General features: G+C 69.4%; 24 protein-coding genes and 2 pseudogenes. 2 read left to right on the forward strand and 24 right to left on the reverse strand.

Features of this window, described 5'->3' with window-relative positions:
• Window positions 1-498: 498 nt before the first annotated feature.
• The 17 genes and pseudogenes from ABNX41_RS13690 to ABNX41_RS13770 form a co-directional block, all read right to left on the reverse strand.
• Window positions 499-1,095 (reverse strand): ABC transporter permease subunit, encoded by a 597-nt coding sequence (locus ABNX41_RS13690; protein ID WP_438670345.1) that lies wholly within the window; start codon window positions 1,093-1,095, stop codon window positions 499-501.
• A complete protein-coding gene (locus ABNX41_RS13695) occupies window positions 993-1,250 on the reverse strand; it encodes a hypothetical protein (RefSeq protein ID WP_438670348.1) in 258 nt (85 codons plus the stop codon). Before ABNX41_RS13695 ends, ABNX41_RS13690 begins: the two co-directional genes overlap by 103 nt.
• A gap of 162 nt (window positions 1,251-1,412) precedes the next feature.
• Window positions 1,413-1,817 carry an ABC transporter permease family protein gene (locus tag ABNX41_RS13700; RefSeq protein WP_438670289.1) on the reverse strand — a complete coding sequence of 135 codons (405 nt, stop codon included), beginning with the start codon at window positions 1,815-1,817 and terminating at the stop codon, window positions 1,413-1,415.
• Entirely contained in the window at window positions 1,817-2,551 is a 735-nt protein-coding gene (locus ABNX41_RS13705; RefSeq protein WP_438670290.1) for an ABC transporter permease subunit, read from the reverse strand. Before ABNX41_RS13705 ends, ABNX41_RS13700 begins: the two co-directional genes overlap by 1 nt.
• Window positions 2,552-3,000: 449 nt before the next feature.
• Window positions 3,001-3,141, reverse strand: a pseudogene (locus ABNX41_RS21985) (hypothetical protein); the annotation flags it as partial.
• Between the two features lie 48 nt (window positions 3,142-3,189).
• Window positions 3,190-3,600: pseudogene (locus ABNX41_RS13715) on the reverse strand (LysR substrate-binding domain-containing protein); the annotation flags it as partial.
• A gap of 105 nt (window positions 3,601-3,705) precedes the next feature.
• Window positions 3,706-5,016 (reverse strand): NAD(P)/FAD-dependent oxidoreductase, encoded by a 1,311-nt coding sequence (locus ABNX41_RS13720; protein WP_438670292.1) that lies wholly within the window; start codon window positions 5,014-5,016, stop codon window positions 3,706-3,708.
• The gene (locus tag ABNX41_RS13725) at window positions 5,016-6,371 is read right to left on the reverse strand and encodes a glutamine synthetase family protein (protein WP_438670293.1); all 1,356 of its coding nucleotides are present in this window, start codon (window positions 6,369-6,371) and stop codon (window positions 5,016-5,018) included. The genes ABNX41_RS13720 and ABNX41_RS13725 overlap by 1 nt, the downstream gene beginning before the upstream one ends.
• 41 nt (window positions 6,372-6,412) lie before the next feature.
• A complete protein-coding gene (locus ABNX41_RS13730) occupies window positions 6,413-7,126 on the reverse strand; it encodes a type 1 glutamine amidotransferase (RefSeq protein ID WP_438670294.1) in 714 nt (237 codons plus the stop codon).
• A gap of 144 nt (window positions 7,127-7,270) precedes the next feature.
• Complete coding sequence (locus ABNX41_RS13735) at window positions 7,271-8,605, reverse strand: glutamine synthetase family protein (protein WP_438670346.1); 1,335 nt, start codon at window positions 8,603-8,605, stop codon at window positions 7,271-7,273.
• A gap of 186 nt (window positions 8,606-8,791) precedes the next feature.
• Window positions 8,792-9,619: an ABC transporter permease gene (locus ABNX41_RS13740; RefSeq protein ID WP_438670295.1), complete on the reverse strand. Its 828-nt coding sequence runs from the start codon at window positions 9,617-9,619 to the stop codon at window positions 8,792-8,794.
• A complete protein-coding gene (locus ABNX41_RS13745) occupies window positions 9,616-10,521 on the reverse strand; it encodes an ABC transporter permease (RefSeq protein ID WP_438670296.1) in 906 nt (301 codons plus the stop codon). Before ABNX41_RS13745 ends, ABNX41_RS13740 begins: the two co-directional genes overlap by 4 nt.
• A 715-nt stretch (window positions 10,522-11,236) precedes the next feature.
• Window positions 11,237-11,968 carry a transporter substrate-binding domain-containing protein gene (locus ABNX41_RS13750; RefSeq protein ID WP_438670297.1) on the reverse strand — a complete coding sequence of 244 codons (732 nt, stop codon included), beginning with the start codon at window positions 11,966-11,968 and terminating at the stop codon, window positions 11,237-11,239.
• A 50-nt stretch (window positions 11,969-12,018) separates the two neighbouring features.
• On the reverse strand, window positions 12,019-12,732 hold the full coding sequence (locus tag ABNX41_RS13755) for a substrate-binding periplasmic protein (protein ID WP_438670298.1): 714 nt from the start codon (window positions 12,730-12,732) through the stop codon (window positions 12,019-12,021).
• Entirely contained in the window at window positions 12,733-13,503 is a 771-nt protein-coding gene (locus ABNX41_RS13760; protein ID WP_438670299.1) for an ABC transporter ATP-binding protein, read from the reverse strand. It lies immediately after the preceding gene.
• A gap of 663 nt (window positions 13,504-14,166) precedes the next feature.
• Window positions 14,167-14,607 (reverse strand): tellurite resistance TerB family protein, encoded by a 441-nt coding sequence (locus ABNX41_RS13765; protein ID WP_438670347.1) that lies wholly within the window; start codon window positions 14,605-14,607, stop codon window positions 14,167-14,169.
• Between the two features lie 668 nt (window positions 14,608-15,275).
• Window positions 15,276-16,055 carry a 23S rRNA (adenine(2030)-N(6))-methyltransferase RlmJ gene (locus ABNX41_RS13770; RefSeq protein ID WP_438670300.1) on the reverse strand — a complete coding sequence of 260 codons (780 nt, stop codon included), beginning with the start codon at window positions 16,053-16,055 and terminating at the stop codon, window positions 15,276-15,278.
• A gap of 515 nt (window positions 16,056-16,570) precedes the next feature.
• Between ABNX41_RS13770 and ABNX41_RS13775 the strand changes: the two genes are divergently transcribed.
• Complete coding sequence (locus ABNX41_RS13775; protein WP_438670301.1) at window positions 16,571-18,253, forward strand: divergent polysaccharide deacetylase family protein; 1,683 nt, start codon at window positions 16,571-16,573, stop codon at window positions 18,251-18,253.
• A 409-nt stretch (window positions 18,254-18,662) separates the two neighbouring features.
• On the opposite strand, the gene grxD is transcribed toward ABNX41_RS13775, so the two are convergent.
• The 6 genes from grxD to ABNX41_RS13805 all read right to left on the reverse strand — a co-directional run bounded on the left by grxD (window position 18,663) and on the right by ABNX41_RS13805 (window position 23,948).
• Window positions 18,663-19,022 (reverse strand): Grx4 family monothiol glutaredoxin, encoded by a 360-nt coding sequence (gene grxD / locus ABNX41_RS13780; protein ID WP_438670302.1) that lies wholly within the window; start codon window positions 19,020-19,022, stop codon window positions 18,663-18,665.
• Window positions 19,019-19,345, reverse strand: coding sequence for a hypothetical protein (locus tag ABNX41_RS13785; protein WP_438670303.1), 327 nt, complete (start codon window positions 19,343-19,345; stop codon window positions 19,019-19,021). Before ABNX41_RS13785 ends, grxD begins: the two co-directional genes overlap by 4 nt.
• A gap of 4 nt (window positions 19,346-19,349) precedes the next feature.
• Window positions 19,350-19,592, reverse strand: a complete 243-nt coding sequence (locus tag ABNX41_RS13790; protein ID WP_438670304.1) for a BolA/IbaG family iron-sulfur metabolism protein — start codon at window positions 19,590-19,592, stop codon at window positions 19,350-19,352.
• A gap of 84 nt (window positions 19,593-19,676) precedes the next feature.
• Window positions 19,677-20,195 carry a GNAT family N-acetyltransferase gene (locus ABNX41_RS13795; protein WP_438670305.1) on the reverse strand — a complete coding sequence of 173 codons (519 nt, stop codon included), beginning with the start codon at window positions 20,193-20,195 and terminating at the stop codon, window positions 19,677-19,679.
• Between the two features lie 7 nt (window positions 20,196-20,202).
• The gene (gene purL / locus ABNX41_RS13800; protein WP_438670306.1) at window positions 20,203-22,377 is read right to left on the reverse strand and encodes a phosphoribosylformylglycinamidine synthase subunit PurL; all 2,175 of its coding nucleotides are present in this window, start codon (window positions 22,375-22,377) and stop codon (window positions 20,203-20,205) included.
• Between the two features lie 677 nt (window positions 22,378-23,054).
• Window positions 23,055-23,948, reverse strand: coding sequence for a LysR family transcriptional regulator (locus tag ABNX41_RS13805; protein ID WP_438670307.1), 894 nt, complete (start codon window positions 23,946-23,948; stop codon window positions 23,055-23,057).
• A gap of 257 nt (window positions 23,949-24,205) precedes the next feature.
• Here ABNX41_RS13805 and ABNX41_RS13810 point away from each other — a divergent pair, with 257 nt between their 5' ends.
• Window positions 24,206-25,018, forward strand: coding sequence for a glutamate racemase (locus tag ABNX41_RS13810; RefSeq protein ID WP_438670308.1), 813 nt, complete (start codon window positions 24,206-24,208; stop codon window positions 25,016-25,018).
• 222 nt (window positions 25,019-25,240) lie between these two features.
• On the opposite strand, the gene ABNX41_RS13815 is transcribed toward ABNX41_RS13810, so the two are convergent.
• Window positions 25,241-25,723 (reverse strand): GNAT family N-acetyltransferase, encoded by a 483-nt coding sequence (locus tag ABNX41_RS13815; RefSeq protein WP_438670309.1) that lies wholly within the window; start codon window positions 25,721-25,723, stop codon window positions 25,241-25,243.
• Window positions 25,724-25,960 lie beyond the last annotated feature (237 nt).

Raw genomic sequence — 25,960 nt, forward strand, 5'->3', positions numbered from 1 at the left:
CCGACAGTTCGAAGATCTCGTCCAGGTCGTCGGAGGCGAGCAGCACCGCCGCGCCCTTGTTGCGCGCCTCGACGATCCGGTTGCGGATCTCGGCGACCGAGGCGAAATCCAGCCCGAAACACGGGTTCTGCACGATCAGCACCCCGACCTTGCCCGACAGCTCGCGCGCCAGCACCGCGCGCTGGATGTTGCCGCCCGAAAGCGTGGCGATCGGCGCATCGGGCGAGGGGTTGCGGATCCTGAAGCGCGCGATCAGATCCTTGGCCTGCGCGCGCATCCGCGCGGGCGAGACCAGCCCGAACCGCCCCGCCACCGGCGGGCGGTCGAAGCTGCGCAGGGCGATGTTCTCGGCCAGCAGGGCGTGGAAGGAACCGGGCGCGACCTTGATCGACACGCCCTCCAGCGCGACCAGCGGCCCGAAGGACTTGCCGACCGAGACGCATTCCAGCGCGGGGGCGCGGCGGGGGACGGGGCTTTGGCTCTGGGTCATCGGGCCTCTCATTTCGTGATCGACAATTCGCCCGGCGCCTCATGCGCGGCGGCGCCCGAGCGCGCCGAAAGCACCATTATGACCAGGGTCAGGATATAGGGCGCGGCGTTGAAGAAGTGATAGCCCGCGCCGATCCCCACCGATTGCAGCGCGGGCCCGAGCGCGCCGGTCGCCCCGAAGAGAAGCGCCGCCCACGCGCGGCGCAGCGGGTTCCAGCGCGCGAAGATCACCAGCGCCACCGCCATCAGCCCCTGGCCCGAGGACAGCCCCTCGTTCCAGCTTGCGGGGGAGGAGAGCGACAGGAACGCCCCGCCGATCCCGGCCAGGAACCCGCCCGCCGCCGTGGCCGGCAGCCGCACCAGGTCGATGTCCACCCCCATGGCGCGGGCCGAGGCCGCGCTGCCCCCGGTCATGCGCAGGATCAGCCCCCAGCGGGTGTTGGTCGGGCCCCAGGCCAGGACCAGCGCCAGCAGGACGCCCATGAAGAACAGCGGGTTGACCGTCAGGCCTGCGCCACCTGCGGCACCTCGGACCAGGCGCCGAGCGGCAGCGATTGCAGCCGGGGCGCCACCGGCTGGATGGGCTTGCCGAAGAAGAAGGCCAATCCCGTGCCCAGCATGATGAAGGCGATGCCGATGGCGATGTCGTTCACCTTCGGCAGCTTGCAGATCCAGCCGTGCAGCGCCGACAGCCCCAGCCCGGCCAGCCCCCGCCGCTCCGACCCCGGCCCAGGGACTGCCGCTGTGGAGCGAGACCGCATAGGCCACCATCGCGCCCAGGATCGGATTGCCCTCCAGCCCGAGGTTGATACGGCCCGATTTCTCGGTCAGGCATTCGCCGAGCGCGACGAACAGGAAGGGCGTCGAAACCCGGATCGCCCCGCCGATCATGGCCAGAAGCACGATGGAAATCGGGCTGTCGATCATGTGCGGTCCTCGGGCTGGGGCGGCGCGGGCCGCGTGAAGGGCAGGCGCATGCCGGTGAAACGGCCGTAGAAGGTCTCGGAGACCAGAAGGATCACGAAGATGAAGCCCCGCAGCGTGGCATCGGGCAGCCCCATGCGGCGCCGGACCAGCCCGCCCGAGGCCGCCAGCGCCCCGAACAGGATCGCGACCGGCACCACCGCAAGCGTGTTCTGCCGGGCGAGAAAGGCCACGAGGATGCCGGTGAAGCCGTAGCCCGCCGCCACTTCGAAAAGGCCCGCGCAGGCCCCGGCGATGGCGCAGCACAGCAGCGCCAGCCGCCTGACCGCCAGCCCCTGGCCTCTGGCCGCGCGCAGGTTGCCGCCCGCGATCCTTGCGGCGAAACCGAAGCGCGTGTGCTCCATCACCAGCCACAGCAGCAGCGCCAGCTCCAGCCCCGCGACCAGCCCCCAAAGGACCGAGCTGCCGGGAAGGGCGCCGATGCGGTAGGCTGGGTCGAGGGCTTGTTGGCCAAGGCCGGGTCGCGAAATGCGCCCTCGACCAGAAAGCTCAGGATCGCCACCGCGATATAGCTCAGCAGCAGCGAGGAAATCGTCTCGTTCACGCCGCGGAAATGGCGCAGCCAGCCCGCGAGCCCGATCCAGAACGCGCCCGTCAGCATGGCGCCAAGCGCCATCAACGGCAGGACCAGCGCGGGCGGATGGTGCTGCGCGACCAGCGGCAGCGCCAGCACGGCGGCCGCAAGCCCGCCCAGGACCAGCGCGCCCTCGACCCCGATCAGCGTCATGCCGATCCGCGCGGGCACGGCGAAGGCCAGGCCGGTCAGGATCAGCGGCGCCGCGCGCGAAAGGCTGTTTTGCAGCGAGAAGGCCGAGGCGAAGCCCCCGGTCCAGACCAGCGCGAAGAAGGTCGCGGGGTTCTGGCCGAGCGCCAGCAGGAAGACCGAGAACGCCAGGCAGGCCGCGAGCAGCGCGCCCAGCGGGATGGCGATCGCCTCGATCAGTTGCGCACGCGCAAGGCGCGCACGCCCCGCCGGGGCCGGGCGCCCGCCTGACGGCGCGCGCCCGGCCCCGGCCGCCGTCTCGGGAAGGTCGGCGGTGGTGTGGCCGCAGGCGGGGGAGGGGCTGGGCTGGGGCATGGGCGGATCGCGGGTTTCCTTGCCTTATGGGCTTGAGGGACGGGGCCTTTGGAACGGGGCTTGAGGGCGGAGAGCGGGGGCGGTCGGGTCGAGATCCGTGTCCGGGCGGGGAAGCGGGGCGGCATGCCGGGGCAGAGCGGTCGGCCTTGGCGGAATTGGCCGGGTTGCGCGGCCGGGGTGGATTTCGGGACGGGCAGGGGCTGGACGGGGGGCGGGCGGTGTGTGGATGAGGTCTCGGGTCTCGGGTCTCGGGTCTCGGGTCTCGGGTCTCGGCGTTGAGGGGGGGTCGGACCCGCTCGACGGATCGCGGGCGAGGAATGATCGACATTGCGGCACGGTTTGGGCGGGGCGAAAGCCGTAGCGATGTGGGGCTTCCCGATCACCTCGGTCTCGGTCACGATCCCGTCGAGAAGCGAGTCATGTGCCATCACAGGCAGCCGCTCGTCCGCCACCACCATCGAGGAATGCACCGTGGTCACGATGGGGGGCCGCGCGTCGATCTTGCCCAGGTCGCGAAACAGCCCAAGCTCCAGATCGGCGAAGCCGCCGCCCTTGCCGCGGCAGGATCCGGCATCGATAGCGGGCGAAATTGGCGCTGGAGGTGAAGATCAGGTTCGAATTCAACAGCATATGCGGGATCAGGTTGAATTCGGGCACCATGACGCGGATGTCGTGGCGCAGGACCCGCTCGGCCAGTTGCGGATCGATGGGTCCGGGGTCGGATTTCGACCGCGCCACCGGGCGAGATGGGCGGCGGCGAGGTTGTCCTCGATGCTCAGCCGCGCGCGCCCGGCCAGGGGATGGTCCGCCGCCATCAGGCAGACGGTCTCCTCGATCCGCAGATGCGCGGTGCGCAGGTGCTGCGGCGCGCCGGGCCAGTTGCAGACCTCCATGTCCAGCTCGTCGCGCTCCAGCGCACTGGCATAGTCGTAGCTCTGGTCGATGGCGCGCAGGACGATGCGGGCCTGAGGCGCCTCGCGCCCCAGTTGCGCCACCAGCGGCGGCAGCAGGATCGCCTCCATGCAATCGGCCGAGGCGATGCGGAAGGGCGCGCTGGCTCCGGCCGGATCGAAGCCCGGCGCGGGGACGGCGACGCGGGCGGGGCGGAAACCGGCGGGCCTGCCTGTTCTTCAGGCAGAAAACGCCGCGGCCCGCTACCAGCCCAGCCGGTCGCGCAAGGAAAACCAGGTCATCGCAGCGACCAGCAGCGGCCAGCGCAGGGTGGCACCGCCGGGAAAGCGGCGCTGCGGCAGGCTGGCCATCAGGTCGAAGCCTGCGGCCTGTCCCGCCGCCGCCTCGGCCATCAGCCGCCCGGCCAGCACCGCCAGCGCCACGCCATGGCCCGAATAGCCCGAGGCCGACAGCACATTCGGCGCAGGCCGCAGGAAGCAGGGCATCCGGTTCACCGTGATCGCCAGCGTGCCGCCCCAGGCATGGGTGATCCTTGTCCCCGCAAGCTGGGGATAGATCTCAAGCATGGGCTTGCGCACCGCGCGGGCGATGTCGGGAAAGCGGTAGCCATAGCTTTCCGCGCCGCCGAAAAGCAGCCGGTCGTCCTCGGAGAGCCGCCAGTAGTTCACCACGAATTTGGTGTCATGCACCGCGATCGGCTGGGCCAGAACCTCACGCGCGCGGGGGCCCAGCGGTTCGGTCGCGATGACGAAATTGTTGATCGGCATCACTTTCGCCGCCACCTGCGGCTCCAGCCCGCCCATATAGCCATTGGTGGCCAGCAGGATCTGGCCCGCGCGGATCCGGGCCCCGGCGGTCTCGACCAGGGGCCGGGGGCCGTAGGTCAGGCGGGTGACCTCGGACCGCTCATGGATGCGCGCGCCCGCCGCGCTTGCGGCCTTCGCCAGCCCGATGGCGAAGTTCAGCGCATGGATATGGCCCGCGCCCCGGTCGATGTCGCCGCCCTGGAACACCCTTGACCCGACCAGCGCGCGCAATCCCGCAGGGTCGAGCGGCTCGACCTCATGGTAATCGTAGTCGCGGGCAAGCTTTTCGGCGTAGCGGCGGGCGTGGTCGGCTTCATGCGCGTGCCAGCAGGCATGGGCGATGCCGGGGCGCCAGTCGACGCCCTCCATCCCATGGCGCGCGATCAGGTCGCGCACCAGCGCCTTGGCGTCCTGCGCCAGATCCCACAGCCTGCGGGCATCCTCGCGCCCGACCGCCTGCTCCAGCCAGTCCTGGTCCTGGCGCTGGCCCGACCCGACCTGGCCGCCGTTGCGGCCCGAGGCGCCGAAGCCCACGCGATGCGCCTCCAGCACCACCACCGACAGGCCCTTTTGCGCCAGATGCAGCGCCGCCGACAGCCCGGTATAGCCCGCGCCGACGATGCAGACATCCGCCGCGATCTCTCCCGCCGCCGGGGGAAAGGGATCGAGCGGCGCGCGCGTCTCGGCATACCAGCTTTCGGGATAGGTCCCGGGCCGGTCGTTGGCGTGGAGAAGATTGAGGGCCATCAGACGTTCAACAGCAGATGCTCACGCTCCCACGGGCTGATCACCTGCAGGAACTCCTTGTATTCGTTGCGCTTCACCGAATCGTAGCATTTGACGAAATCCTGGCCCATCACCTCTTTCAGCGCCTCGTCCTCGTCCAGAAGATCCAGCGCATCGCCCAGGTTGATCGGGATCTCGTCGCTGTCGATATAGGCCGAGCCGATGAATTCGGGCCGCGCGGGTTTCTGCTCGACCAGGCCGAGATAGCCGCAGGCCAGCGTGGCGGCGATGCCCAGATAGGGGTTGCAGTCCATCCCCGGCAGGCGGTTCTCGATCCGCCGCGCGGCAGGGCCAGAGATCGGCACCCGCAGGCCGGTGGTGCGGTTGTCGCGGCCCCATTCAAGGTTGATGGGGGCGGCGAAATCCGGGACATAGCGGCGGTAGCTGTTCACATAGGGCGCCATCAGCGCGATGGCCGCGCCCATGTGGTTCTGCATGCCGCCGATGAAATGGGCGAAGGCCGCGGTCTCGGCCCCGGCGGCGTCCGAGAAGATGTTGCTGCCCGAATGCGTCTCGACGATCGAGGTGTGGATATGCATGGCCGAGCCCGGCTCGCCCGCGATGGGCTTGGCCATGAAGGTGGCGAAGCAATCGTGGCGCAGCGCCGCCTCGCGGATCAGGCGCTTGAAGAAGAACACCTCGTCCGCCAGCCGCAGCGGATCGCCATGGGCAAGGTTCAATTCGATCTGGCCCGCGCCGCCCTCTTGCAGGATACCGTCGATCTCAAGCCCCTGGGCCTCGGCGAAATCGTAGATGTCGTCGATCACCTTGCCGTATTCGTCGACCGCCGACAGGCTGTAGGCCTGTTTCCCCGCCGCGCGACGGCCCGAGCGCCCCATCGGCGGGATGACCGGCTGGTTCGGATCGGTGTTGCGGGCGGTGAGGAAGAACTCCATCTCGGGCGCGACCACCGGGCGCCAGCCCCGGGCGGCGTAAAGCGCCACGATCCGGCGCAGCACGTTCCTGGGGCTGAAGCCCACCAGATTGCCCTGCTGGTCCTTGGCGTCGTGGATGACCTGAAGCGTCACATCGGCGGTCCAGGGCGCGGCGGTGGCGGTGGACCAGTCGGGCTCAAGGATCATGTCCGGCTCGGTGAAGGCCTCGAACGGATTGTCGGCCCATTCGCCGGTGATGGTCTGCAGGAAGATCGAATTGGGCAGGAAGTAGTTGGTCTGGGTGGCGAATTTCGCCGCGGGCATGGCCTTGCCGCGCGCGACGCCGGCGATGTCGCCGATCACGCATTCCACCTCGTCGACGCGGCGGCCGTCGATATAGGCGCGGGCGGCTTCGGGAAGCTGTTCCGTCCATCTGGACATCTGGTCACACCTGGTCTTGGGGCGCGGCGGCGCGGCGCGGTTCAGCCGCGCGGTGCGGGGCCCGGGGTTGCTTCGGTCGGTCGGTGGTCGAGGAAGAAGGCGGCGATCCGCCCGGCCATGTTCTGGCGGTTCAGCCCGTCGTCGAGCCGCGCCACGGCGGCGTCGAGCCGGTCCTCGGGCACGAGGCCCCGGCCGCGCTTTTCGATCAGCCCGCCGATGAAGTCGCGGCTGAATTCGGGATGGGGCTGCACCGTCAGCATGCGGTCGTCGTAAAGCAGCGCCGCATTCTCGCAGGTCGGGCTGCGGGCGATCACCTGCGCGCCCGGCGGCAGTTCGACCACCTGGTCCTGGTGCCAGGCGTTGAGGGTCAGCGTCTCGGTCCCGAAATCGTAGTCGGTGGGACCGACGGTCCAGCCGCCCGGGTATTTCTCGACCCGCCCGCCCATGGCCTGGGCGATGATCTGATGGCCGAAGCAGATCCCCACCACCGGCACGCGGGCGGCATAGGCCTCGTGGATGAACGCCTCCAAGGGCTTGATGAACGGGTGGTCCTCATAGGCGCCGAAGCGCGATCCGGTGATCAGCCAGCCGTCGCAGTCGTGGACCGAGGCCGGGAAATCCATCGACATCACCCGGTAGCGGCGGAAGTCGAACCCGTGTTCGGAAAGCAGGGTTTCGAAGAGGTCCGGGTAGTCGCCCATCTCGGCGCGCAGGGCGTCGGGGGATTCGCCGGTCTGAAGGATGCCGATGCGCATGTCTTGCGGGTCCGTTGCTTCGGTCTGGGGGCTTCGATCTGGAGGCGCCCGAGGGGGCAGGGTGATCGCGCCGCCCGCCCCGGTCAAGAGGGCTTTTGCCGGGCCTTTCCGGGCGGCGGGCAGGCCCGTCGGCGGGCCGCCGGATCAAACGGTGTCGAGATAGAGGTGCACCTGTTCCTCGGGCGAAAGCTCGGCGATGTAATGCATCTCCTGCCGCTTGGTCAGCACGAGGTTGCGGATGAGCTCGGGCGGCAGGAAGCGCGGCACGGTCTCGGATTTCCCGAAGGCGTCGATCGCCCCGGCCCAGGTGGCGGGAATCTGCGGCAGATCCAGCGCATAGGCATTGCCGGTGACGGGGGGCGGCGGCTCGACCTGGTCCTCGATCCCCGAGAGTGCGGCGCCCAGGATCGCGGCCAGCATCAGATAGGGGTTCACGTCGCCCCCCGCCACGCGATGCTCGATCCGCCGGGCCGAGGGGCTGCCCGCCGGTATGCGGATCGCCGCCGTGCGGTTCTCATAGCCCCAGGCGATGGCGGTGGGGGCGTGGTTGCCCGGCACCAGGCGTTCGTAGCTGTTCAGATGCGGCGCGAAAAGCAGCGTGGAATCGTGCATCGCCGCCAGGCAGCCCGCCACGGCGTGGCGCAGCGTCGCGGTGCCCTTGGGCCCGCCGGAATCGAAGATGTTGTCGCCCTTTTCGTCCAGCACCGAGAAATGCGTATGCAGGCCCGAGCCGGAATAATCGGCATAGGGCTTGGCCATGAACGAGGCGGCGAAGCCGTGGCGCCGCGCCAGCCCCTTGACCAGCATCTTGAACAGCCAGGCATCGTCTGCGGCGCGCAGGGCGTCGTCGCAATGCATCAGGTTCACCTCGAACTGGCCCAGCCCGGTTTCCGAGGTAGTGGTGTCGGCGGGAATGTCCATCGCCTCGCAGGCGTCGTAGAGATCGGTGAAGAACACGTCGAAAGCGTCCAGCGCCCGGATCGACAGCGTGTCGGCGGCCTTGCGGCGCTTGCCCGAGCGGGGGCTGGCGGGTTCCTGCATCTTCTTGCCGGAATCGTCGATCAGGAAGAATTCCAGCTCCATCGCGCAGACCGGCGTCAGCCCGCGCGCCTTGTAGCGCTGCACCACCGCGCGCAGGGCATGGCGGGGGTCGCCCTCGTAGGGCTGGCCGTTCTCGCGGAACATCCAGATCGGCAGCAGCGCGGTCGGCGCCTCCAGCCAGGGCATCGGCATGAAGCCGCGCTCGGTGGGCTTGAGCACACCGTCCTGGTCGCCTTGCTCGAACACCAGCGGGCTGTCGTCGATATCCTCGCCCCAGATGTCGAGGTTCAGCACCGAAAAGGGAAAGCGCGTGCCGTCCTTCACCACCTTCTCGGCGAAGCGCGCGGGCACACGCTTGCCGCGTGCCTGGCCGTTGAGATCGGCGGCGGCGACACGGATCGTGCGCACGTTAGGATGTTTACGAAGCCAGTCCTTCATCATGGTTCACAACAGGAAAGGCACGGTTTTCCCGCGCGTCCCCGGCCGGTGGGCCCATGATGCGCAGGTTCGGACCATGCCCCTGGTCCTTCCCCTGGGTAACGATCACCTCTCCCGCCGGGCCGGTCCTGGCCCCTTGGCACGGGTCCGGGCGGGTGCCCGGATAATTTGATCAAATGCAGGCTACTACCGGATCAACTGCGGACGCAAGCGGATTTTTTGCCGCTGGTTCGAGGGCAGATGCCGGTTCAGCCTGCGATTGGCGATGCCGAAAGCCCAGATCAGCACCAGCGTCAGCAGGATGAAGTAGAAGGCCACGATCGGATAGGGCACGAAGGGGTTGAAGGTCTTGTCGGCGAAATATTTCGCGTAATAGAGCGCGTCGCCCCGCTGCTGGAACGCCGGAAAGCCCGAGAAATAGACCAGCGTCGTGGCATGGAACAGGAAGATCGCCTCGTTGGTATAGGCGGGCCAGCCAAGGCGCAGCATGGTCGGCCATTCTATGCGCAGAAAGCGTTTCCAGCCGGTCAGCCCATAGGCGTCGGCGGCCTCCAGATCGCCCTTGGGGATCGAGCGCAGGGCGCCGTAGAAGATCTCGGCCGAATAGGCGGCGGTGTTCAGGAACAGGACGAACAGCCCGCCCGCCCAGGCCCGCGTCGCCCATGAGGTGTCGATGGTGATCCAGAAGACGTCGATCCCCGTGCGGGGCAGCAGCACCAATGTCTCGTAGGCCAGGAAGAACTGGATGAAGAGGGGCGAGCCGCGGAAGAGGAAGATGAACCATTCCGCGGGCTTGCGGGCAAGCGGGCTGCGGCTGGCCTTGGCCAGCGCCAGAAGGTTCGCCAGGAAAAAACCGGCCGCCAGCGCCAGGACGCCGAAATAGACGTTCCAGATCAGCCCCGATCCGATCAGGGTGAATTGCTGGCACAGGTCGTAGCCCTCACGCGGGAGCACCCTTTCGCCGTAACCCAGCGAGCGGAAGGCATAGGCGGTGATCGTGTCCCAGCAGCTCATGCCGTGGCCCCCTTGCGCATCGCCTCGCCCGCGCGGGTGGCCTGGCCCCTGGACAGCCGCCGCGTCAGCCGCGCCAGCCCGATTTCCGAGACCCGCGTCGCCAGCAGGTAGAACACCAGCAGCGCAAGGAAATAGTAGAACCGCCAGTCGCCATGCGGATAGGGATTGTTGCCCGAGGTCTTGGCCGAGCCAAGCTCTCGCGCCCAATAGACCGCATCCTTGATGCCCAGAAGGAACAGCAGCGGCGTGGCCTTGATCAGGATCAGCCACAGGTTCGACAGGCCCGGCAGCGCATAGACCCACATCTGCGGCACCAGCACCCGGCGGAACACCTGGCGCGGCGACATGCCATAGGCCTCGGCGGTCTCAAGCTGGGCGCGCGGCACCGCCGCCATGGCGCCGTGCAGCACATTGGCCGCGAAGGCGCCGAAGACGATGGCGAAGGTCACCACCGCGATGGTGAAGCTGTAGGCGCTGACCACGAAGGCCGAGGCCCCGGCCCGCGGCACCTTGGCCGCCGGGCAGACGCGGAATTCCGACCCGCTCCATACCGGCTCGCCGGTGTTTTCGCAGACGAAGAGATGCATGAACCACTCGATCCCCTGATCCAGCGCGATGACGAAGAACAGGAAGAAGACGATGTCGGGAACCCCGCGCACCGCCGAGATGTAGATCCTGCCACCCCAGGCCACCGGCGGCAGGTGCGAGCGCGCCGCCGAGGCGCCGGCAAAGCCGAAGGCCAGCGCCACCGGCGCGGTGACCAGCAAAAGCCCGATCACGGTCATGAAGCTTCGGTAAAAGCTGAAATGCGTCGCCGTGGTCAGGTAGCAAGCCATCCACTGGAACCAGCCCGACCAAGTGGCGCGGTCAAGGGCGGTGGGGTCAACGCAGAAATCGAACATGCGGGGCGATCGCCTTCGGGGCTGGAGCTGCGGGAAACGGTGGGGCGGGGCAGGGGGCTTGCGGGCGGGGCGGCAGGGCGGAAGTCTTGTCGGGCGGATGTCTTGCAGGAAGAGGGTATTGCGGAGTGGAAGTCTCGCGGTCGGCAGTCGTTTGCGGCGTCGGTCTTGCGGATGAGATCCTGCGGGGCGCGCTGGATCCCGGCTCGGCGGTCGTGCGGGACGAAGCCCGTTGCATCTTGGCGCTCTGGTCGGCCCCATCCAACCGGCCGGAACCCGAAAGAAGGGGCCGCAGAGCCCGAGGGCGGAGCCCCGAACCCGGAGGGCGGAGCCCCGAACCCGGAGGGAGTCCCGACGCCAGACCTGAGCCCCGCGGGTAGACCCGAGCCCCGAGGGGAGGCCTGAGCCCGAGGGCAAACCGGAGCCCTGAGCCGACCTTGGCCCGGGGGAGACCGGCGGACCGGAGCCTCGGGGACAGAGCGGAACCCCGGATGGGGACGAGCCCGCCGCGCGGGCTGGAGCCCGGGGGGGCGGGGCCCAAGGGCGTTGCGCCCGGGCCTCGCCCTTTGCCTTTGGCTCCGGTGGCCTGCCTTCGGGCCAAGGCGAGGTGCCCGACCCGGGCGGGCGGTTCCGTCACCGCCCGCGCCCCTAGGGTGAACCCGAAACCGCGCTCGCACCCCAACTCAGGCCCGCGCCCAAACCCGGACCCGGACCCGGATCAGAACAGGTCGGCCTCTTCGCCGAACCATTGCACGATCAGCGCGTTCAGCGTGCCGTCTTCCTTCATCGACAGGATGGCGGCATCGAATTTCGCGCGCAATTCGGCGTCCGACTTGCGCATCCCGCCGCCGATCCCGCCGCCAAGTGCCACATCGGCGTCCAGCATCACCAGCTCGCCATTCGAATCCGCCGCGATCGGCGCCAGGTAATCCTTGTCGGCGAAGACCGCATCCGCCTCGCCGTTGCGCACGGCCGCGACGGTTTCGTCGGGGGTGGCATATTCCAGCATGGTCACGCCTTCCTGCTCGGCGATATAGCCCGCCTGCATGGTCGAGACCTGGGCCGCGATGATCGCGCCGTCGCCGATATTGGCATCCGCCGCCAGCGCCATATAGGCCGATTGCGAGGGGGGCGTGTAATTCTCGGTGAAGTCGATGACCTGCTGGCGTTCCTCGGTGATCGACATCCCGGCCATGATGATGTCGTAATTGCCCGATTGCAGGTTGGGGATGATCGAATCCCATTCGTTCTGCACGAATTCGCAGGTCAGTTCGGCGCGGGCGCAAAGCTCCTTGCCCAGATCGACCTCGAAGCCGACCAGCTCGCCCGAGGCCTGGTCGATGTAGTTATAGGGCTCATAGGCGCCTTCGGTGCCGATGCGGACCACCTCCTGCGCGAGGCCTGCGGTGCCCAGGGCGGCAAGGGCAGTGGCGAGAAGAAGCTTTTTCATTGGGGTCTCCCTTTTATCTTGCTTCGGATCTGGTGGGGGCGCGGCACGTCCTAGTGCCAGCGCCGGTCGAGTTTGGCGATGGTGCCGTCGGCGAACATGCCGTCCAGCGCGGCATCGATCCGCGCCAGCAGCGCGTGATTGCCCTTGCAGACGGCGATGCCCACGCCTTCGTCGGGCACATCGGCACTGTAGAGAAAGACCATGCCCTGGCCCGCGATCCAGGGGGCAAGGTCGGGGCGGGCGTCGTAGGGGCCGAGCGCCAGCGCCACCTCGCCCGCGCCGAGCGCGGCCAGCGCCTCGATCTCGGAAGGGTAGGAGACATGGTCGTAGGCGAATTCGCGCAGATACTGCTCCTGGATCGTGCCCGAGACGGCGGCGGTGGTCACGCTTTCGGGCGCCGGGGTGCCGGGGCGGCCGACGAACCAGTCCACGCCCCCGCCCCAGGTATAGGGGCGGCTGAAATCCACCGTCTCGCGCCGCTCGGCCGTGATCGCCATGCCGCCCAGGACCACGTCGAACAGGCCCGCGGCGACGCCGGGGATCAGCCGGTCGAAATTCACGCTTTGCCAGTCGCATTCCGCCGTGATCCGGGCGCAGACCTCCTGCATCAGGTCGTAGTCATAACCCGAAAGCGCGCCGCTGGCCTCGTCCATCATCAGATAGGGCGGAAAGCTGGGGCCGGTGGCGATCACCAGCCGCTCCTCGCCGCCCGAGGCCAGAACCAGCGCCACGCCCGCCGCCGCGATGGAGGCAAAGCAGCCCATTCAGGCCGCCGTCGCCGAAAGGAAGCCGCGCAGGCGTTCGGATTTCGGTCGTCCGAACAATTCTCCGGGCGGGCCCTGTTCCTCGATCCGGCCCTGGTGGAGGAAGATCACATGGTCCGAGCAATCGGCCGCGAGCTTCATGTCATGGGTGACGAGCAGCATGGTCCGCCCCTCGTCCGCCAGGGCCTTGATCACCTTCACCACCTCCTGCTCCAGCTCGGGGTCGAGCGCCGAGGTCGGCTCGTCGAACAGAAGCGCGCGCGGCTCCATGCACAAAGCGCGGGCGATGGCGGCGCGCTGCTGCTGGCCGCCCGACAATTGCGCGGGCCAGGCATCGGCCTTGTCGGCGATGCCGACCTTGGCCAGATATTCGCGCGCCCTGGCCTCGACCTCGGCCGGATCGCGTTTCAGCACCGTCACCGGCGCCTCCATCACGTTTTGCAGGATGGTCATATGGGCCCAGAGGTTGAATTGCTGGAACACCATGGAAAGATTGGTGCGGATGCGGGTGACCTGGGCGCGGTCGGCGGGCTGGCGGCGCAGGCCCTCGCCCTTCCAGCGCACATATTCGCCTTCGAAGAGGATCTCTCCCTGCTGGCTGTCCTCCAGCAGGTTGCAGCAGCGCAGAAGCGTGGACTTGCCCGAGCCCGAAGAGCCGATGAGCGAGATCACATGCCCGCGCGGCGCGACCAGATCGACGCCCTTCAGAACCTCCAGCGGGCCATAGGCCTTGTGCAGATCGCGGATCGCGATGACGGGGTTTTCAGACATGTTTCCCCAGTTTTCCCCTGTTGCCCGGACGGTTGTTGGTTCCCGTCTCGTGGTTGTCTCGACTGATTTGTGCCCAAAGCCACGGCCAATGCAACGAGGAAGCTGCGTCATCGGGGGGCTTTTGCCTGAAATTTGATCAGATCTCTGCCGGATGCCGGGTCAAAGGCCCGGGACGGGGCCTTCTGGGGGTGTCCGCGGGCGGGCGGCCGAGGCCAGGGGATGCGAGACCCCGCCCGAGGGGGAAGGCCATCCGCGGGCGGTGCGGCGGCAAGCTCCGGTATGCGGAGGGGGTGCCCGGCGGTGCGGCGGGGTTTCTTGCGCTGCGGCAGGGTGCTGTGGGGCGAGTGGTCCCTGTGGCTGGGCCATGCGGCGGGAGGCTTCGGCGGGCGGGGCGGCTCCCGGCGGAGACGGGCGCCCTGCGCTACGGCGGGAGGCGGGGTGGGCGGACCCTTTGGCGCAAGCGCATGGGCTAAGCGGTTGAGGTGGCGGCCCGCCGGGCGGGGGGCGGTTCGGCCTCATGCCCGAGGGCGGAAATGCCCGGGGGCCTGTCGGCGGCGCCCGGCCTGGGCGGTTTCGATTCTCGCCGGGCTCTGGCGCGGGCCTTGCCGGTCGCAGCCTTCCCCGGTCGACCCTTCCTCTGCCGGGCCGAGGGATCGGTGGCGATCAGGCCTCGCGTCCGGCGCGCTGGCGGGCCTGGGCGTTCTGCACGTCGCTCAGCCCCAGAAGATTGGCCACCAGGCGCATCAGCCGATCCTCCTGCGCGTCGCGCAGTCCGTCGGCCATCACCACCGACCACAGGGCCTCAAGCAGCGCGTCGCGCTCTTCCAGGGGCGTCGCCTCTTTCAGCGCGCGGGTGAAGCGCACGGTGTCGGGGGCCTCGTTCTCCAGCGTCTCGGCCTCGACGCGCAGCTTCGCCGCCTCGAAAGGGCCAAGCGCATGGCGCTTCATCAGCACCCGGTCGATGCGCTCGACCTCCTCGGCGGCATAGAGCCCGTCGGCGCGGGCGGCGCGCACCAGAAGGGCGGCAAGGGCAAGCTGCGAATCGGGCGCGGCCAGCGGTTCGGGAGCGGGGGCCAGAAGGCGCGACAGGAGTTTTTCGAACATGGCGCGAAGATAGGCTGTGACGTGCGCCCGCGCCAGAGGGGGCAGGCGCATCGCGCGTCGCAGGGGCCAGAGCGTCGCGCCATCGTGATCGTCCGGGGGCGCGGGTCCGCAGAGGCTGAGAAGATTAGAAGGCCGACGCGCCAGAGGATGCAGGCCTCGCCCAATGGGCGGTCCGGGCGTTGCGCCATCGGTGATCGGCGGCTTGGGCAGTGGCCGGGGCGGAGAGGCCGGGATGGCGGAGATGCGGGCATCGCGTGCCGTGAGGGGATCGCGCCACGGTGATTGGCGGGTGACGGGGTAAGGGCGCCGCAGCGGGCCGGAGAGCGCGGGGAAGAATAACAAGCAGGTTGGCCGCCGGGGGGCGCACAACGCGCGCCATGGGGCCGGGCTCCGCGCCACCGTGATCGGCTGGCGGCGGCAGCCGGTCGTCGAGAGCCCTCGGGAGAGGAATGAGCAGGTCGGCGGCCAGGGGGCGAGCGCAGCGTGCACCGTTGGACCCTGGGTTGGGTCACCGTGATCGGCGGGGCGGGCGTGGGCCTAGGCCGGGATAGGCGGCTTGAGGAGGAGAAGAGGTCGCGTCGAGAATAAGGTCGCGTCGAGAAGAGGTTGCGGCAAGCGGCCTCGGGCGGTGCCGGGGCGCCGGGCGGATCGCCCGCCGCCTCGCGCCCTCAGCCCGCCGGGGCGAAACGCGCGCTCAGCCGGGCGGTCTCGTCCTCGATCCCCCAGGGCGGGTTCACGACGAACATGCCCGATCCGATCATGCGGTGGCCCTCGCGCGCGGGCGGGAAGCCGACCTCATGGCGCAGCCCCTGCGGGAAGGCGCGCTCCAGCGCCAGCACCATCGGCACATGGCCGCGCCCGGACAGGATCGGATACCACAGCATCTGGACGCCCACGTTCCATTTGCGCGCCACCTGCGCCATGACCTTCGGCACCCGCTCGTAATCGGCCTTCACCTCATAGGGCGGGTCGATCAGCATCAGCCCGCGCCGGGGCGTCGGAGGGGTCAGCGCCAGCGCCATGTCGAACCCGTCCTCGCGCCGGATATCGGCGTCCCAGCCGTCGAGCGCCGCGCGCAGCCCCGCATGTTCGCCGGGGTGAAGCTCGGCCAGATGCAGCCGGTCGGCCTCGCGCAGGCCAAGCGCCGCGATCAGGGGCGAGCCGGGGTAGCAGTCGGCGCCATACATGGCGCGCGCCTCCTCCAGCCGCAGCCGGTAGGGGTGGTCGGGGGCGAACCAGTCTTCCGCCCGCGCGATGCCCTGCGCCGCCTCGCCGGTCTTCAGCGCCTCGGGGGCCGAGAGGCGGTAAAGCCCGCGCCCGGCATGGGTCTCGATATAGCTGAGCGGCTTTTCCTTGCGGGTCAGATAGTCGAGCACCCAGGCCAGAAGCGCGTGCTTGTGGACATCGGCAAGGTTTCCGGCGTGGAAGGCGTGCTGGTAGGAAAGCATGCGCCCGGCGGTAGCAGGCGCGGCGGGCCGGAGCAAGGGATCGCGCGCCTGGCAAGAGGGGGCGGGGCGTTTCCGGTGCCGTCTCCGCAAGCAGGGGGGCGGCCCTGAGAGGCCCAGCGAGGCGCCTGAGGCGGGCGGTATCTTGCCGGATCGGGCGTGAAAGGGGATGAAGCCCGCTGCGGGCGCCGTTATAAGGGGCGCTGGACGCATGTTCCGGCATGATCGCGGCGCCCGGGCTCCGGTGCCGGGCCACGCTTCGGGCCTGCCGCGCCGACCGGCTTTTCGGCTCCGCTGTTCCGGTGTAGGGGCTTTGCTTGGGCCCGGCTTCGGGCTTCGGGCGCGGCGAAGGCTTGGCCAGGGTTCCCGGGGGCCGGGCTGCTCCGGGGGGCCTCCGGGCAGGGTCGGAGATGCGGGCGGCAGGCTTCGGGGCGGCCAGAACGGGCCCGCTTTGCCCATGCCCCGATGGTGACCCGGCCGCAGGCCCGGGCGGTGACGAGGAAAGGACGGAGGCTCAGGTGATCGGCAGGTTCCTTCTTGGGGTGGGATTGGGCGCGCTTGTCGGCACGGGCGGCCTGGCGCTGGTATCGCTTGCGGTGCCGCTGCCGTCGGCCGCGCCGCCCGCGCCGCCGCCGTCCTCTCCCGCCGCCGCGACGGAAGCTCCGGCACCCGCAGTCGGGGATGCCGCGACCGGGGACGCAGCGGATACGCCGCCCGCTTCCGCCCCGGAACCGACTGCCCCGCCCGCCCCGGAGCGCCCACCAGAGGAAGCCGCCCCCTCCGAAGTCGCCACCGATCCATCCGCTGCGGACCTGCCGCCCGACCCGTCTCCGATGCAGGTCGGCGACACCGGCCCGGAGGCGGCGCCCGCCCCGTCGCCCGCCGAGGTCGGCGGCTCCGAATCCCTCCCGCCCTCGCCTGAAGCCCCGGTGGTCGCCGGGGATCCGCCACGGCCTTCCGCCGCCCCCGGTTCCGAAATCGGAACCGGGGCGGCGGAGGCCGCCGATACCGCCGCCGCGCCGCCGGTTCCGCCCGGCCCGCTGCCGGGACTGCCGCCGCTCGCGCCCGAACCCGCCGCCCCGGTGGCCGATCTGCCCGGCCTGCCGCCGCTGACGCCCGAGGAAGAGGCGATCCTGGCTGGTATGGTCGCGCCCGAACCTGAAACCCTGCCCGAACCTGAAACCCTGCCCGAACCCGCGCCCCTCGCCGAACCCGGGCCGACACCGCCACAGGAGGCGGCAACCGAAGCCGATCCCGCGCCGGATCCCTCGCCCGGCCTCGCCCCCGAATCGCCTGCCCCCGAACCGCCCGCAAGCGATGCGCCCGCAAGCGATGCGCCCGGCCCGGCCGAGACGCCGCCGCCCCGCAGCGTCACCCCGGGCGAGAGCGGATCGACCCTGCCGCCGACCCCCGCCCTCGGCGGCGCGGTCGAAGGGGTCGAGACCGGGCGCCTGCCCAGCATCGTCGTGCCCGAGGCCGAAACCGAAACCACGCCCGCCCCCGGCGCATCCTCGGCCTTCGCCGAAGGCACCCCCCTCGACCTGCATTCCGAGCCCTTCGACAATCCGGCGGCGAAGCCCTTGTTCGGCGTGGTGCTGATCGACGGCGGAGAGCCCGACCTCGACCGCGCTGCCCTGGCCGAACTGCCCTTCCCGGTCAGCTTCGCGCTGGACCCGCAGGCCCCCGACGCCGCCCGCCATGCCGCGATCTATCGCGCCGGCGGCAAAGAGGTGGTGATGCTCGCCACCGGCCTGCCGCAGGGCGCGCGGGCGCAGGATGTCGAGGTGGCCTTCTCGGTGATGGAGGCGGGGCTGCCCGAATCGGTGGTGGTCATGGATCTGCCCGGGCGCGGCTTCCAGGCCGACCGGCCGCTGGCTACGCTTGTCGTGCCGGTGGTGGGCGCGCAGGGGCGCGGCCTCCTGACCTGGGACGAGGGGCTGAACGCCGCCGACCAGGTGGCCCGGCGCGAGGATGTGCCCGCCGCGGTGATCTTCCGCAACCTCGACGGCGCGGATGAGGAAGCGCCGGTGATCCGCCGCTATCTCGACCGCGCGGCCTTCAAGGCGGCGCAGGAGGGCAGGGTCCTGGTCGCGGGCCGGATCCGGCCCGACACGGTGACCGCACTGCTGGAATGGACGGTCGAGGGCCGGGCCGCCAGCGTCGCGCTCGCCCCGGTTTCGGCCCTGCTGACGGTGGACTGACCGCCCGGAACCGGGTCAGTCCCGGGCCGGACGGAAAAAGCGACAGGTCATGACACGCCCGCCGACGCGCTCCCTGGTGCCCCGGAAAAAGCGCGGATCGGAAGCCCGACCGCGCGCCGAAACCGCTCCGCCCGCGAAACCACCGCGCCGGACCCACCCGGCCGAAGCCCGACCGCCGTCCCCCCCGTCCGGGCAAAAGCGTGGAGCCGCTCCCGCGCCGCCTGCCTTGCCCCCCCCGGGCCCGGTGAAAAGCCGACCAAACCCAGGGGCACAGGCAGGCGCAAGGAAGGGACGAAAAACAAAAGCCAGGGCAAACCGCCCCTTCGCCCCTTTCATCTTGGCAAAAATATCCCCGCCGGAGGCGCAGGCCAGCCAAAATCACAGGGCCCGGGAACAGGCCCCCCCGGTTTCAGGCGTTGGCTTCGCGGATCTTGTCGGCGGCCTCGCGGTCGAACGTCACGCCCTTCTCCTCGAACAGGGCATCCAGCTCGCCCGAAAGCGTCATCTCGGTGACGATGTCGCAGCCGCCGACGAATTCGCCCTTGACGTAAAGCTGCGGGATCGTCGGCCAGTCCGAGAAATCCTTGATCCCCTGGCGGATTTCGGCATCGGCCAGCACGTTCACATCGACATAGTCGACGCCCATGTAGTTCAGCACCCCCGCCACGCGGGAGGAGAACCCGCATTGCGGCATCATCCGGGTGCCCTTCATGAACAGCACCACGTCGTTGTTCTGCACGGTCTCGCGGATCTGGTCCTGCGCGCTCATTCCCTCTGTCCTTCCTTGCGGCCGAAGGCGTCGTGATAGCGCCCGGCATAGGTCTCGTCGTCTTCCAGCGGCAGGGGATGCGCGGTCAGCGACCGCCCGAGCCCCCGCAATTCCTGCGGCGTCTCGCCGATCGGGGCGTTGCGGCTCATCGCGGTGTTGAACCCGTCCAGATCGGTCGCTTCCATGCCCAGTTCGCGGCGCATGCCGTAGCGGCCCGAAAGCGCCGAGCCCCGGCCCGTCCGCCTTTCGGCCATCCTGTGGTTCAGCCAGGCAAGGCCGCCCGCCGCCACGAGAAGGAGGAACAGGATCGCGGCGCCCTCCATCCGCCTATTCCGGGGCCTTGGTGGTCAGCGCCAGCGCATGCAGCTCGCCCTGCGCGCCGTCCATCTTGCCCTTGAGGCTGGCATAGACCGCGCGCTGCTGCTGCACGCGGTTCATGCCGCGAAAGCTTTCGTCGATCACCTCGGCGGCCCAGTGATTCCCGTCCCCGGCAAGATCGGTGATGGTGATCTTCGCCTCCGGGAAGGTTTCCCGGATCAGCGCCTCGATATCCTTGCCTTCCATGGGCATCCGGTGGGCCTCCTTCGTTTGGGATGAAATGTAAGCCCTGGCCCGGCGGCTCGCAAGCCTCAGCCCGTCCTTCACGCCATCCTGTCACGCGGCCCTGCGCGTCGCCCATTCCTCGCGCATCAGGCCGAAGAGATGCTGGTCGACCAGCCGCCCGCCGCCTTCCGCGCCGGGATCGGGGCGCCACCAGTGGCGGCGCAGCACGCCCTCGCGCCGGAAGCCCGCGCGTTCGTAAAGCGTCATGGCGCGGGGATTCTCGCCCGAGGCGTCGAGCCAGAGCCGCCCGGCCCCCAGCACTTCGAATCCGTGATCGACCAGGGCGGCGACAAAGCCCGCGCCCCGGCCCTGGCCCGGACGGGCCAGGGCCAGGCGGCGCAGTTCCACCACGCCGGAGGGCGTGCCCAGGCCGCAGAAAAGCGCGTAGCCCTCAGCCTCCCCGTCGGCCGTTCCTTCCGGGCCCTGCCAGATCAGCAGGCGCGCGGCGGGCGAGGCGAGATAGGCCGAAAGAGCCGCCTCGTCCTCGTCGGTGATGAAGGGCGCGTAATCCGGCCGCTGCGCGAGCCCGCGGATGAAGCCGAAATCGGCAGGGGTCGCGGCGCGCAGCATGCCCCGCTCAGAGCCCGAGCGCGCGGGCGAAGGCGCCGCGATAAAGCGCCGAGAGTTCGGCCAGGGCCGCGGTCTCGGCCCCCAGGGTCACCTCGGCGCCGCCGAAGCGGCCCACCCGCGTCACCGCGACGCCCCCGACCAGCGCCGCCGCCTCGATGGCACCGGCGCCCGCTTCGTCGACGGCGAGCAGGTAGCGCGCCTGATCCTCGCCGAACAGCGCCGCGATGTCGCCGGGGATCAGCGCGAGCCCAAGGCCCGCCGCCTCGGCCATCTCGAAGGCGGCGAGCGCGAGCCCGCCGTCGCCCAGATCGGTGGCGGCGCGGATGTGGCGGCGCTGCGCGCGGACGAAATCGCCGTTCTTCTTCTCGGCCGCCAGATCGACCGGGGGGGCGTCGCCCGCCTCGATCCCGAAGGCCTCGGCCAGCAGCGCCGACTGGCCCAGATGGCCGAAGCTTTCGCCGACCAGAAGCGCGATGTCGCCCTCGGCCGGGCGGCCCGCGATCAGATCCCCGATATCGGCGATCAGCCCGACCGCGCCGATGGTCGGGGTGGGCAGGATGCCCTTGCCGTCGGTTTCGTTGTAAAGCGAGACATTGCCCGAGACGATGGGCATGTCGAGCGCCGAGACCGCCGCGCCGATGCCTTTGATCGCGCCGACGAACTGGCCCATGATCTCGGGCTTTTCGGGATTGCCGAAATTCATGTTGTCGGTGGTGGCAAGGGGCAGGGCGCCCATGGCGGTCAGGTTGCGGTAGGCCTCGGCCACGGCCTGCTTGCCGCCTTCATAGGGGTTGGCCCTGACGTAGCGCGGCGTCACGTCCGAGGTGAAGGCCAGGGCCTTCGTGGTGCCGTGGACCCGCACGACGCCCGCGGGAAGCCCCGGCGTCACCACGGTATCGGCGCCGACCTGGGCGTCGTATTGCTCCCAGACCCAGGCCTTGTGGGCATGGTTGGCCGAACCGATCAGCGCGCGCAGAGCCGCGATGGCGCCGATGGCGGGCACCTCGGCCAGGGGGGCGGGGGCGGGGGTCTCGACCCAGGGGCGGTCGTATTCCGGCGCGCTGGAGGACAGTTTCGACAGCGGGATATCGGCCTTCACCTCGTTGCCATGCAGGATCAGGAAGCGGTCCTCGGGGATGGTCTCGCCCACGATGGCGAAATCAAGGTCCCATTTGACGAAGATCGCCCGCGCCACCTCTTCCAGTTCCGGGTTCAGCACCATGAGCATGCGCTCCTGGCTCTCGGACAGCATCATCTCATAGGCGTTCATGCCGGTTTCGCGCTGCGGCACGTCGTCAAGCTGCAGCCGGATCCCCAGCCCGCCCTTGTCGCCCATCTCGACCGCCGAACAGGTCAGGCCCGCCGCGCCCATGTCCTGGATCGAAATCACGGCGCCGGTCTGCATCAGCTCCAGGCAGGCCTCGAGCAGGCGCTTTTCGGTGAAAGGGTCGCCAACCTGCACGGTGGGGCGCTTTTCCTCGATGGTGTCGTCGAATTCGGCCGAGGCCATGGTGGCGCCGCCGACGCCGTCGCGGCCGGTCTTGGCGCCCAGATAGACCACCGGCATGCCGGTGCCCGAGGCCGCCGAATAAAAGATCTTGTCCGCATCGGCGAGGCCCGCCGCGAAGGCGTTCACCAGGCAATTGCCGTTGTAGCTTTGGTGGAAGCGCACCTCGCCCCCCACGGTGGGCACGCCGAAGGCATTGCCGTAAGAGCCCACGCCCTCGACCACGCCCTTGACCAGATGCGCGGTCTTGGGGTGGTCGGGCAGGCCGAAACTCAGCGCGTTCATCGCCGCGATGGGGCGCGCGCCCATGGTGAAGACGTCGCGCAGGATGCCGCCCACCCCGGTCGCCGCGCCCTGATGCGGTTCGATGTATGAGGGGTGGTTGTGGCTTTCCATCTTGAAGATGACCGCCTGGCCGTCGCCGATGTCCACGACGCCCGCATTCTCGCCCGGGCCGCAGATCACCTGCGGGCCGGTGGTGGGCAGGGTGCGCAGCCATTTCTTCGACGATTTGTAGGAGCAATGCTCGTTCCACATCGCCGAGAAGATGCCGAGTTCGGTGAAGCTGGGCGCACGGCCGAGGATCTCCAGCAGGCGGGTCCATTCGTCGGGCTTGATCCCGTGCGCGGCGACGAGTTCGGGGGTGATTTCGGGTTCGCGCGGCGCTGCGGTCATCGGGGGCTCCGGGATTCGGCTGGATCGGGTTGGTCGGCCTCTTGCGCGCGTCATAAGCCAAGCCCCGCCCGCACGGAAGGCCAAAGGCTGCGTCGTTCGGGATGGAGGAGGGCTGCGGCGGGCGGGCTGCGGCCGAGGCTGCCAGGCCGGAGTGCGCGCGGTTCGGATGCGCCCCGGGGGCACAGTGTTGCCGGGTTGAGACCGGGCGATCATTTTGCGCAGGCAAAAAAAAGGCCGAGCGTAAGCTCGGCCGAAGTCCAACAGGGAGGTATGAAACGCGAAGAGTTGCCTCGTTCAGCGCCTCAACGCCCGATTTATGGGCTGGTTGTGAATCGTGCAAGCGCGAAATGCCCCGCATGCAGAATGTCTGCTATGCGTTTTTCGTATGGATTGGTGTTTTGCAGTGAAAAAACGGAGAATCACGGCGCGGGGGCGGGGGTGCTGCGGCAAGGCTGCTCCGGGCAGGCGGGGCGGAGAGGGGACGCCGTCCGCTGCGCCCGGCGGCGCGGCATCCGGGCCAGTCGCCGTTCCAGCGCCGTCTCCGGGGCCGGGTCTGGCCGAATGTGGTTGTTTCGCATCCGGGGGCGTGTCGCGGGTCTCCCCGCATCTGTTCGAGCGCCCGCCTTCATCGCGCCCGCATGTTCCGACCGGGGGCCCGATCAGGGGGCGACCGGGGCTCAGGCGTGATGGGCGCGGCGGAAGGTCGTGATCTCGTCCAGCACGAAATCGCGGAAGGCCGCGACACGTTTGGAATGTCGCAATTCCTCGGGATAGGCGAGGAAGACCGGCACCTCGACCGATTCCACATCTTCCAGCACCCGGCGCAGATGTGGAGAGCCCTCGGTGATGTAATCGGGCAGGACCCCGATCCCCAGATGGTTCAGCACGCCCTGCAACACGCCGAAATAGTTGTTCACATGCAGGATCGAGGCCAGGTCGCGCGCCATCAACTGCTGGATCATGTTGGCCCCGGCGGCCACCTGGGGCGTGCCGGGATGCTGGCAGATCAGCCGGTGGGGGCCCATCTCCTCGATCGAATGCGGGGTGCCGTGGCGGTCGAGGTAGTCCTGCGTCGCGAAAAGCCGCATGCGGATGTTCATCAGCCGCTTGCGGATCAGGTCGGCCTGGCTCGGCTCCTTCATGCGGATGGCCACGTCGGCCTCGCGCATCGGCAGGTCCAGGACGCGCTCTTCCAGCATGAGGTCGATCTTGAGGTTGGGGTAGCTTTCGTAAAGCCGCGCCAGCCGGGGGGCGAGCCAGAGCGTGCCGAACCCCGTCGTGGTGGTGACGCGCAACTCGCCCAGCACCTCGTCCTCGCTGTCGCGGATCCGCGCGGCGGTGGCGTCCAGCCGCTGCACCATCTGGGTGGTCGCCTCGAACAGCAATTCGCCCTGTTCGGTCAGGATCAGGCCGCGGGCATGGCGGTGGAACAGCGTGACGGCAAGGCTTTCCTCAAGCGCGCGGATCTGGCGGCTGACGGCGGATTGCGACAGATGCAGCACCTCGCCCGCATGGGTGAGGCTGCCCTTGTCCGCCACGGCATGAAAAATGCGTAACTTGTCCCAATCCATTGTCTTGCCTTCCGCTTTGCGTCCGGACCCTAGCACAAGCCATGCGCCAGGGGAAAAGCCGATCACGCAATAATGCAGGGTGATGCGAAGATTTCCGCTGCTGTGCGGCAAATAGATCGTCACGAAATCCACCTGCGCCCGTTGCGCGGGCTTTCGCAGCGGCGGGGCGCGGCCTATGATCGCAGGAGGGCGGCCCCGGGGAGGGGGCCGACAGGGCGGACAGAGACGGTCTAAAGACAGACAGGGGCAGGCGGGCGATGGCGGTCGGGATCTTCGATTCGGGTCTGGGGGGGCTGACGGTTCTGGACGCCGTGTCCAAACGGCTGCCCGAGGTGCCCTTCGTCTATTACGGCGACAATGCCCATGCGCCTTACGGCGTGCGCACCGCCGACGACATCTATCGGCTGACCTGCGGCGCCGTGACCCGGCTGTGGGACGAGGGGTGCGACCTGGTGATCCTGGCCTGCAACACCGCCTCGGCCGCGGCGCTGAAGCGGATGCAGGAAACCTGGCTGCCGAAGGAAAAGCGCGTCCTGGGCGTCTTCGTGCCGCTGATCGAGGCGCTGACCGAACGCCAGTGGGGCGACAATTCCCCCCCGCGCGAGGTCGAGGTCAAGCATGTCGCGCTGTTCGCCACCCCGGCGACGGTGGCAAGCCGCGCCTTTCAGCGCGAGCTGGCCTTCCGCGCCATCGGCGTCGATGTCGAGGCCCAGCCCTGCGGCGGCCTGGTCGATGCGATCGAACAGGGCGACGAGATCCTGGCCGAGGCCCTGGTCCGCAGCCATGTCGAGGCGCTGAAGCGCCGGATGCCGCATCCGCAGGCGGCGATCCTGGGCTGCACCCACTATCCCCTGATGGAAAGGGTGTTCCGCGAGGCCCTGGGCGAGGGGGTTCAGGTCTATTCCCAGGCCAGGCTGGTCGCCGAAAGCCTGGCCGACTACCTGATCCGCCGCCCCGAATTCCTGGGGCCGGGGCAGGTGGCGCGCTTCCTGACCACCGGCGATCCGGCCAGCGTCTCGGTCCATGCGACGCAATTCCTGCGCCGCCGCATCGGCTTCGAGCCGGTCTGAGGCGCGGCGGCGTCGAGGCCTGTGCCGGGCGCAGTTCGCGGGTTTCAGCTTGCGGGGCGATGTTTGCGGCGCTGCAAACCGGCCGTTCGGTTCCCCGGACGGCCTTTTCCCGGGCCGAGGTCTGTTGTCTGTGCCTTCTGCCCGCCGCTCCGCTTCGCGACCGCTCTCACGGCTGGTTTCACTGTTCTCCCTGTGGGGCCCTCTATGGCTCCGCTCTGTGGTTCAGGCCCCGAGCCGGAGGGAGAAGCGCGGCGGGGAGGCCGCGGTCCGCTCGAACCCCAGCGATTCGTAGAAGGCCTGGGCGCGGAGGTTCTCGGGATGCGTCCCCACCGTCAGATAGCTGCACGACAGTTCGGCCGCCCGAATCCCGGCGGCCCGGACCAGGCCCTGGCCGATGCCGCGCCCGCGAAACCGCGCTTCGGTGAAGAGATGGTGGATATCCATGCCCCGCCATCCGAACTGGAGGCGGCTCTGGCCGCAAAGCGCCGCATAGCCCGCTAGTTCGCCCCCGGCCTCTGCCACCAGAAGGTGAAGCCAGGGCGCGGTGCCGGAGATGTCGCGCAGCAGCGCCTCGACCGTCAGCCCGGGCGTGTCGCCGTGGTGGCGGGCCAGAGCGCCGACCATCTGGACGATGCGCTCGGCATCTTCCGTCCGCGCGCCGCGCAGGGTTCCGAAGTGGGTTCTCAGGGGAAGGGTTTCGTGCATCTCAGGCTCCATTGCGCTGCGGGGAGCCCGATCCGTGCCACCCGACGGCGGCGGCATGTCGAAATGCGCCGCGCTCAGACGAGGCGGCGGCGATAGCGCATGAAATTGGCGGCGTTCATGGTCATGGTCCGTTCGTGACCCTGTTTCGCGGGGCTGTCAATGCGGGGTGTGCCCGCCGGTGCCCGGCTCTCGACGGGGAGCGCCCGGGCCGCTGTCCGGGGGGCCGAGACAGCGGAA

This window comes from Pseudogemmobacter sonorensis, from assembly GCF_042762395.1.
Classification (GTDB): Bacteria; Pseudomonadota; Alphaproteobacteria; order Rhodobacterales; family Rhodobacteraceae; genus Pseudogemmobacter; species Pseudogemmobacter sonorensis.

Bases quoted from the DNA above. Each gene is read 5' to 3' on its own strand.
- ABNX41_RS13770 (WP_438670300.1), bottom strand. From the start codon at position 16,055: ATGCTTTCCTACCAGCACGCCTTCCACGCCGGAAACCTTGCCGATGTC.
- ABNX41_RS13760 (WP_438670299.1), bottom strand. From the start codon at position 13,503: ATGTCTGAAAACCCCGTCATCGCGATCCGCGATCTGCACAAGGCCTAT.
- ABNX41_RS13740 (WP_438670295.1), bottom strand. From the start codon at position 9,619: ATGAGCTGCTGGGACACGATCACCGCCTATGCCTTCCGCTCGCTGGGT.
- ABNX41_RS13730 (WP_438670294.1), bottom strand. From the start codon at position 7,126: ATGCGCATCGGCATCCTTCAGACCGGCGAATCCCCCGACGCCCTGCGC.
- ABNX41_RS13765 (WP_438670347.1), bottom strand. From the start codon at position 14,607: ATGTTCGAAAAACTCCTGTCGCGCCTTCTGGCCCCCGCTCCCGAACCG.
- ABNX41_RS13700 (WP_438670289.1), bottom strand. From the start codon at position 1,817: ATGGAGCACACGCGCTTCGGTTTCGCCGCAAGGATCGCGGGCGGCAAC.
- purL (WP_438670306.1), bottom strand. From the start codon at position 22,377: ATGACCGCAGCGCCGCGCGAACCCGAAATCACCCCCGAACTCGTCGCC.
- ABNX41_RS13785 (WP_438670303.1), bottom strand. From the start codon at position 19,345: ATGGAGGGCGCCGCGATCCTGTTCCTCCTTCTCGTGGCGGCGGGCGGC.
- ABNX41_RS13750 (WP_438670297.1), bottom strand. From the start codon at position 11,968: ATGAAAAAGCTTCTTCTCGCCACTGCCCTTGCCGCCCTGGGCACCGCA.
- ABNX41_RS13790 (WP_438670304.1), bottom strand. From the start codon at position 19,592: ATGCCCATGGAAGGCAAGGATATCGAGGCGCTGATCCGGGAAACCTTC.
- ABNX41_RS13735 (WP_438670346.1), bottom strand. From the start codon at position 8,605: ATGAAGGACTGGCTTCGTAAACATCCTAACGTGCGCACGATCCGTGTC.
- ABNX41_RS13815 (WP_438670309.1), bottom strand. From the start codon at position 25,723: ATGCACGAAACCCTTCCCCTGAGAACCCACTTCGGAACCCTGCGCGGC.
- ABNX41_RS13805 (WP_438670307.1), bottom strand. From the start codon at position 23,948: ATGGATTGGGACAAGTTACGCATTTTTCATGCCGTGGCGGACAAGGGC.
- ABNX41_RS13745 (WP_438670296.1), bottom strand. From the start codon at position 10,521: ATGTTCGATTTCTGCGTTGACCCCACCGCCCTTGACCGCGCCACTTGG.
- ABNX41_RS13755 (WP_438670298.1), bottom strand. From the start codon at position 12,732: ATGGGCTGCTTTGCCTCCATCGCGGCGGCGGGCGTGGCGCTGGTTCTG.
- ABNX41_RS13795 (WP_438670305.1), bottom strand. From the start codon at position 20,195: ATGCTGCGCGCCGCGACCCCTGCCGATTTCGGCTTCATCCGCGGGCTC.
- grxD (WP_438670302.1), bottom strand. From the start codon at position 19,022: ATGAGCGCGCAGGACCAGATCCGCGAGACCGTGCAGAACAACGACGTG.
- ABNX41_RS13725 (WP_438670293.1), bottom strand. From the start codon at position 6,371: ATGTCCAGATGGACGGAACAGCTTCCCGAAGCCGCCCGCGCCTATATC.
- ABNX41_RS13720 (WP_438670292.1), bottom strand. From the start codon at position 5,016: ATGGCCCTCAATCTTCTCCACGCCAACGACCGGCCCGGGACCTATCCC.
- ABNX41_RS13695 (WP_438670348.1), bottom strand. From the start codon at position 1,250: ATGCGGTCTCGCTCCACAGCGGCAGTCCCTGGGCCGGGGTCGGAGCGG.
- ABNX41_RS13810 (WP_438670308.1), top strand. From the start codon at position 24,206: ATGGCGGTCGGGATCTTCGATTCGGGTCTGGGGGGGCTGACGGTTCTG.
- ABNX41_RS13705 (WP_438670290.1), bottom strand. From the start codon at position 2,551: ATGCCCCAGCCCAGCCCCTCCCCCGCCTGCGGCCACACCACCGCCGAC.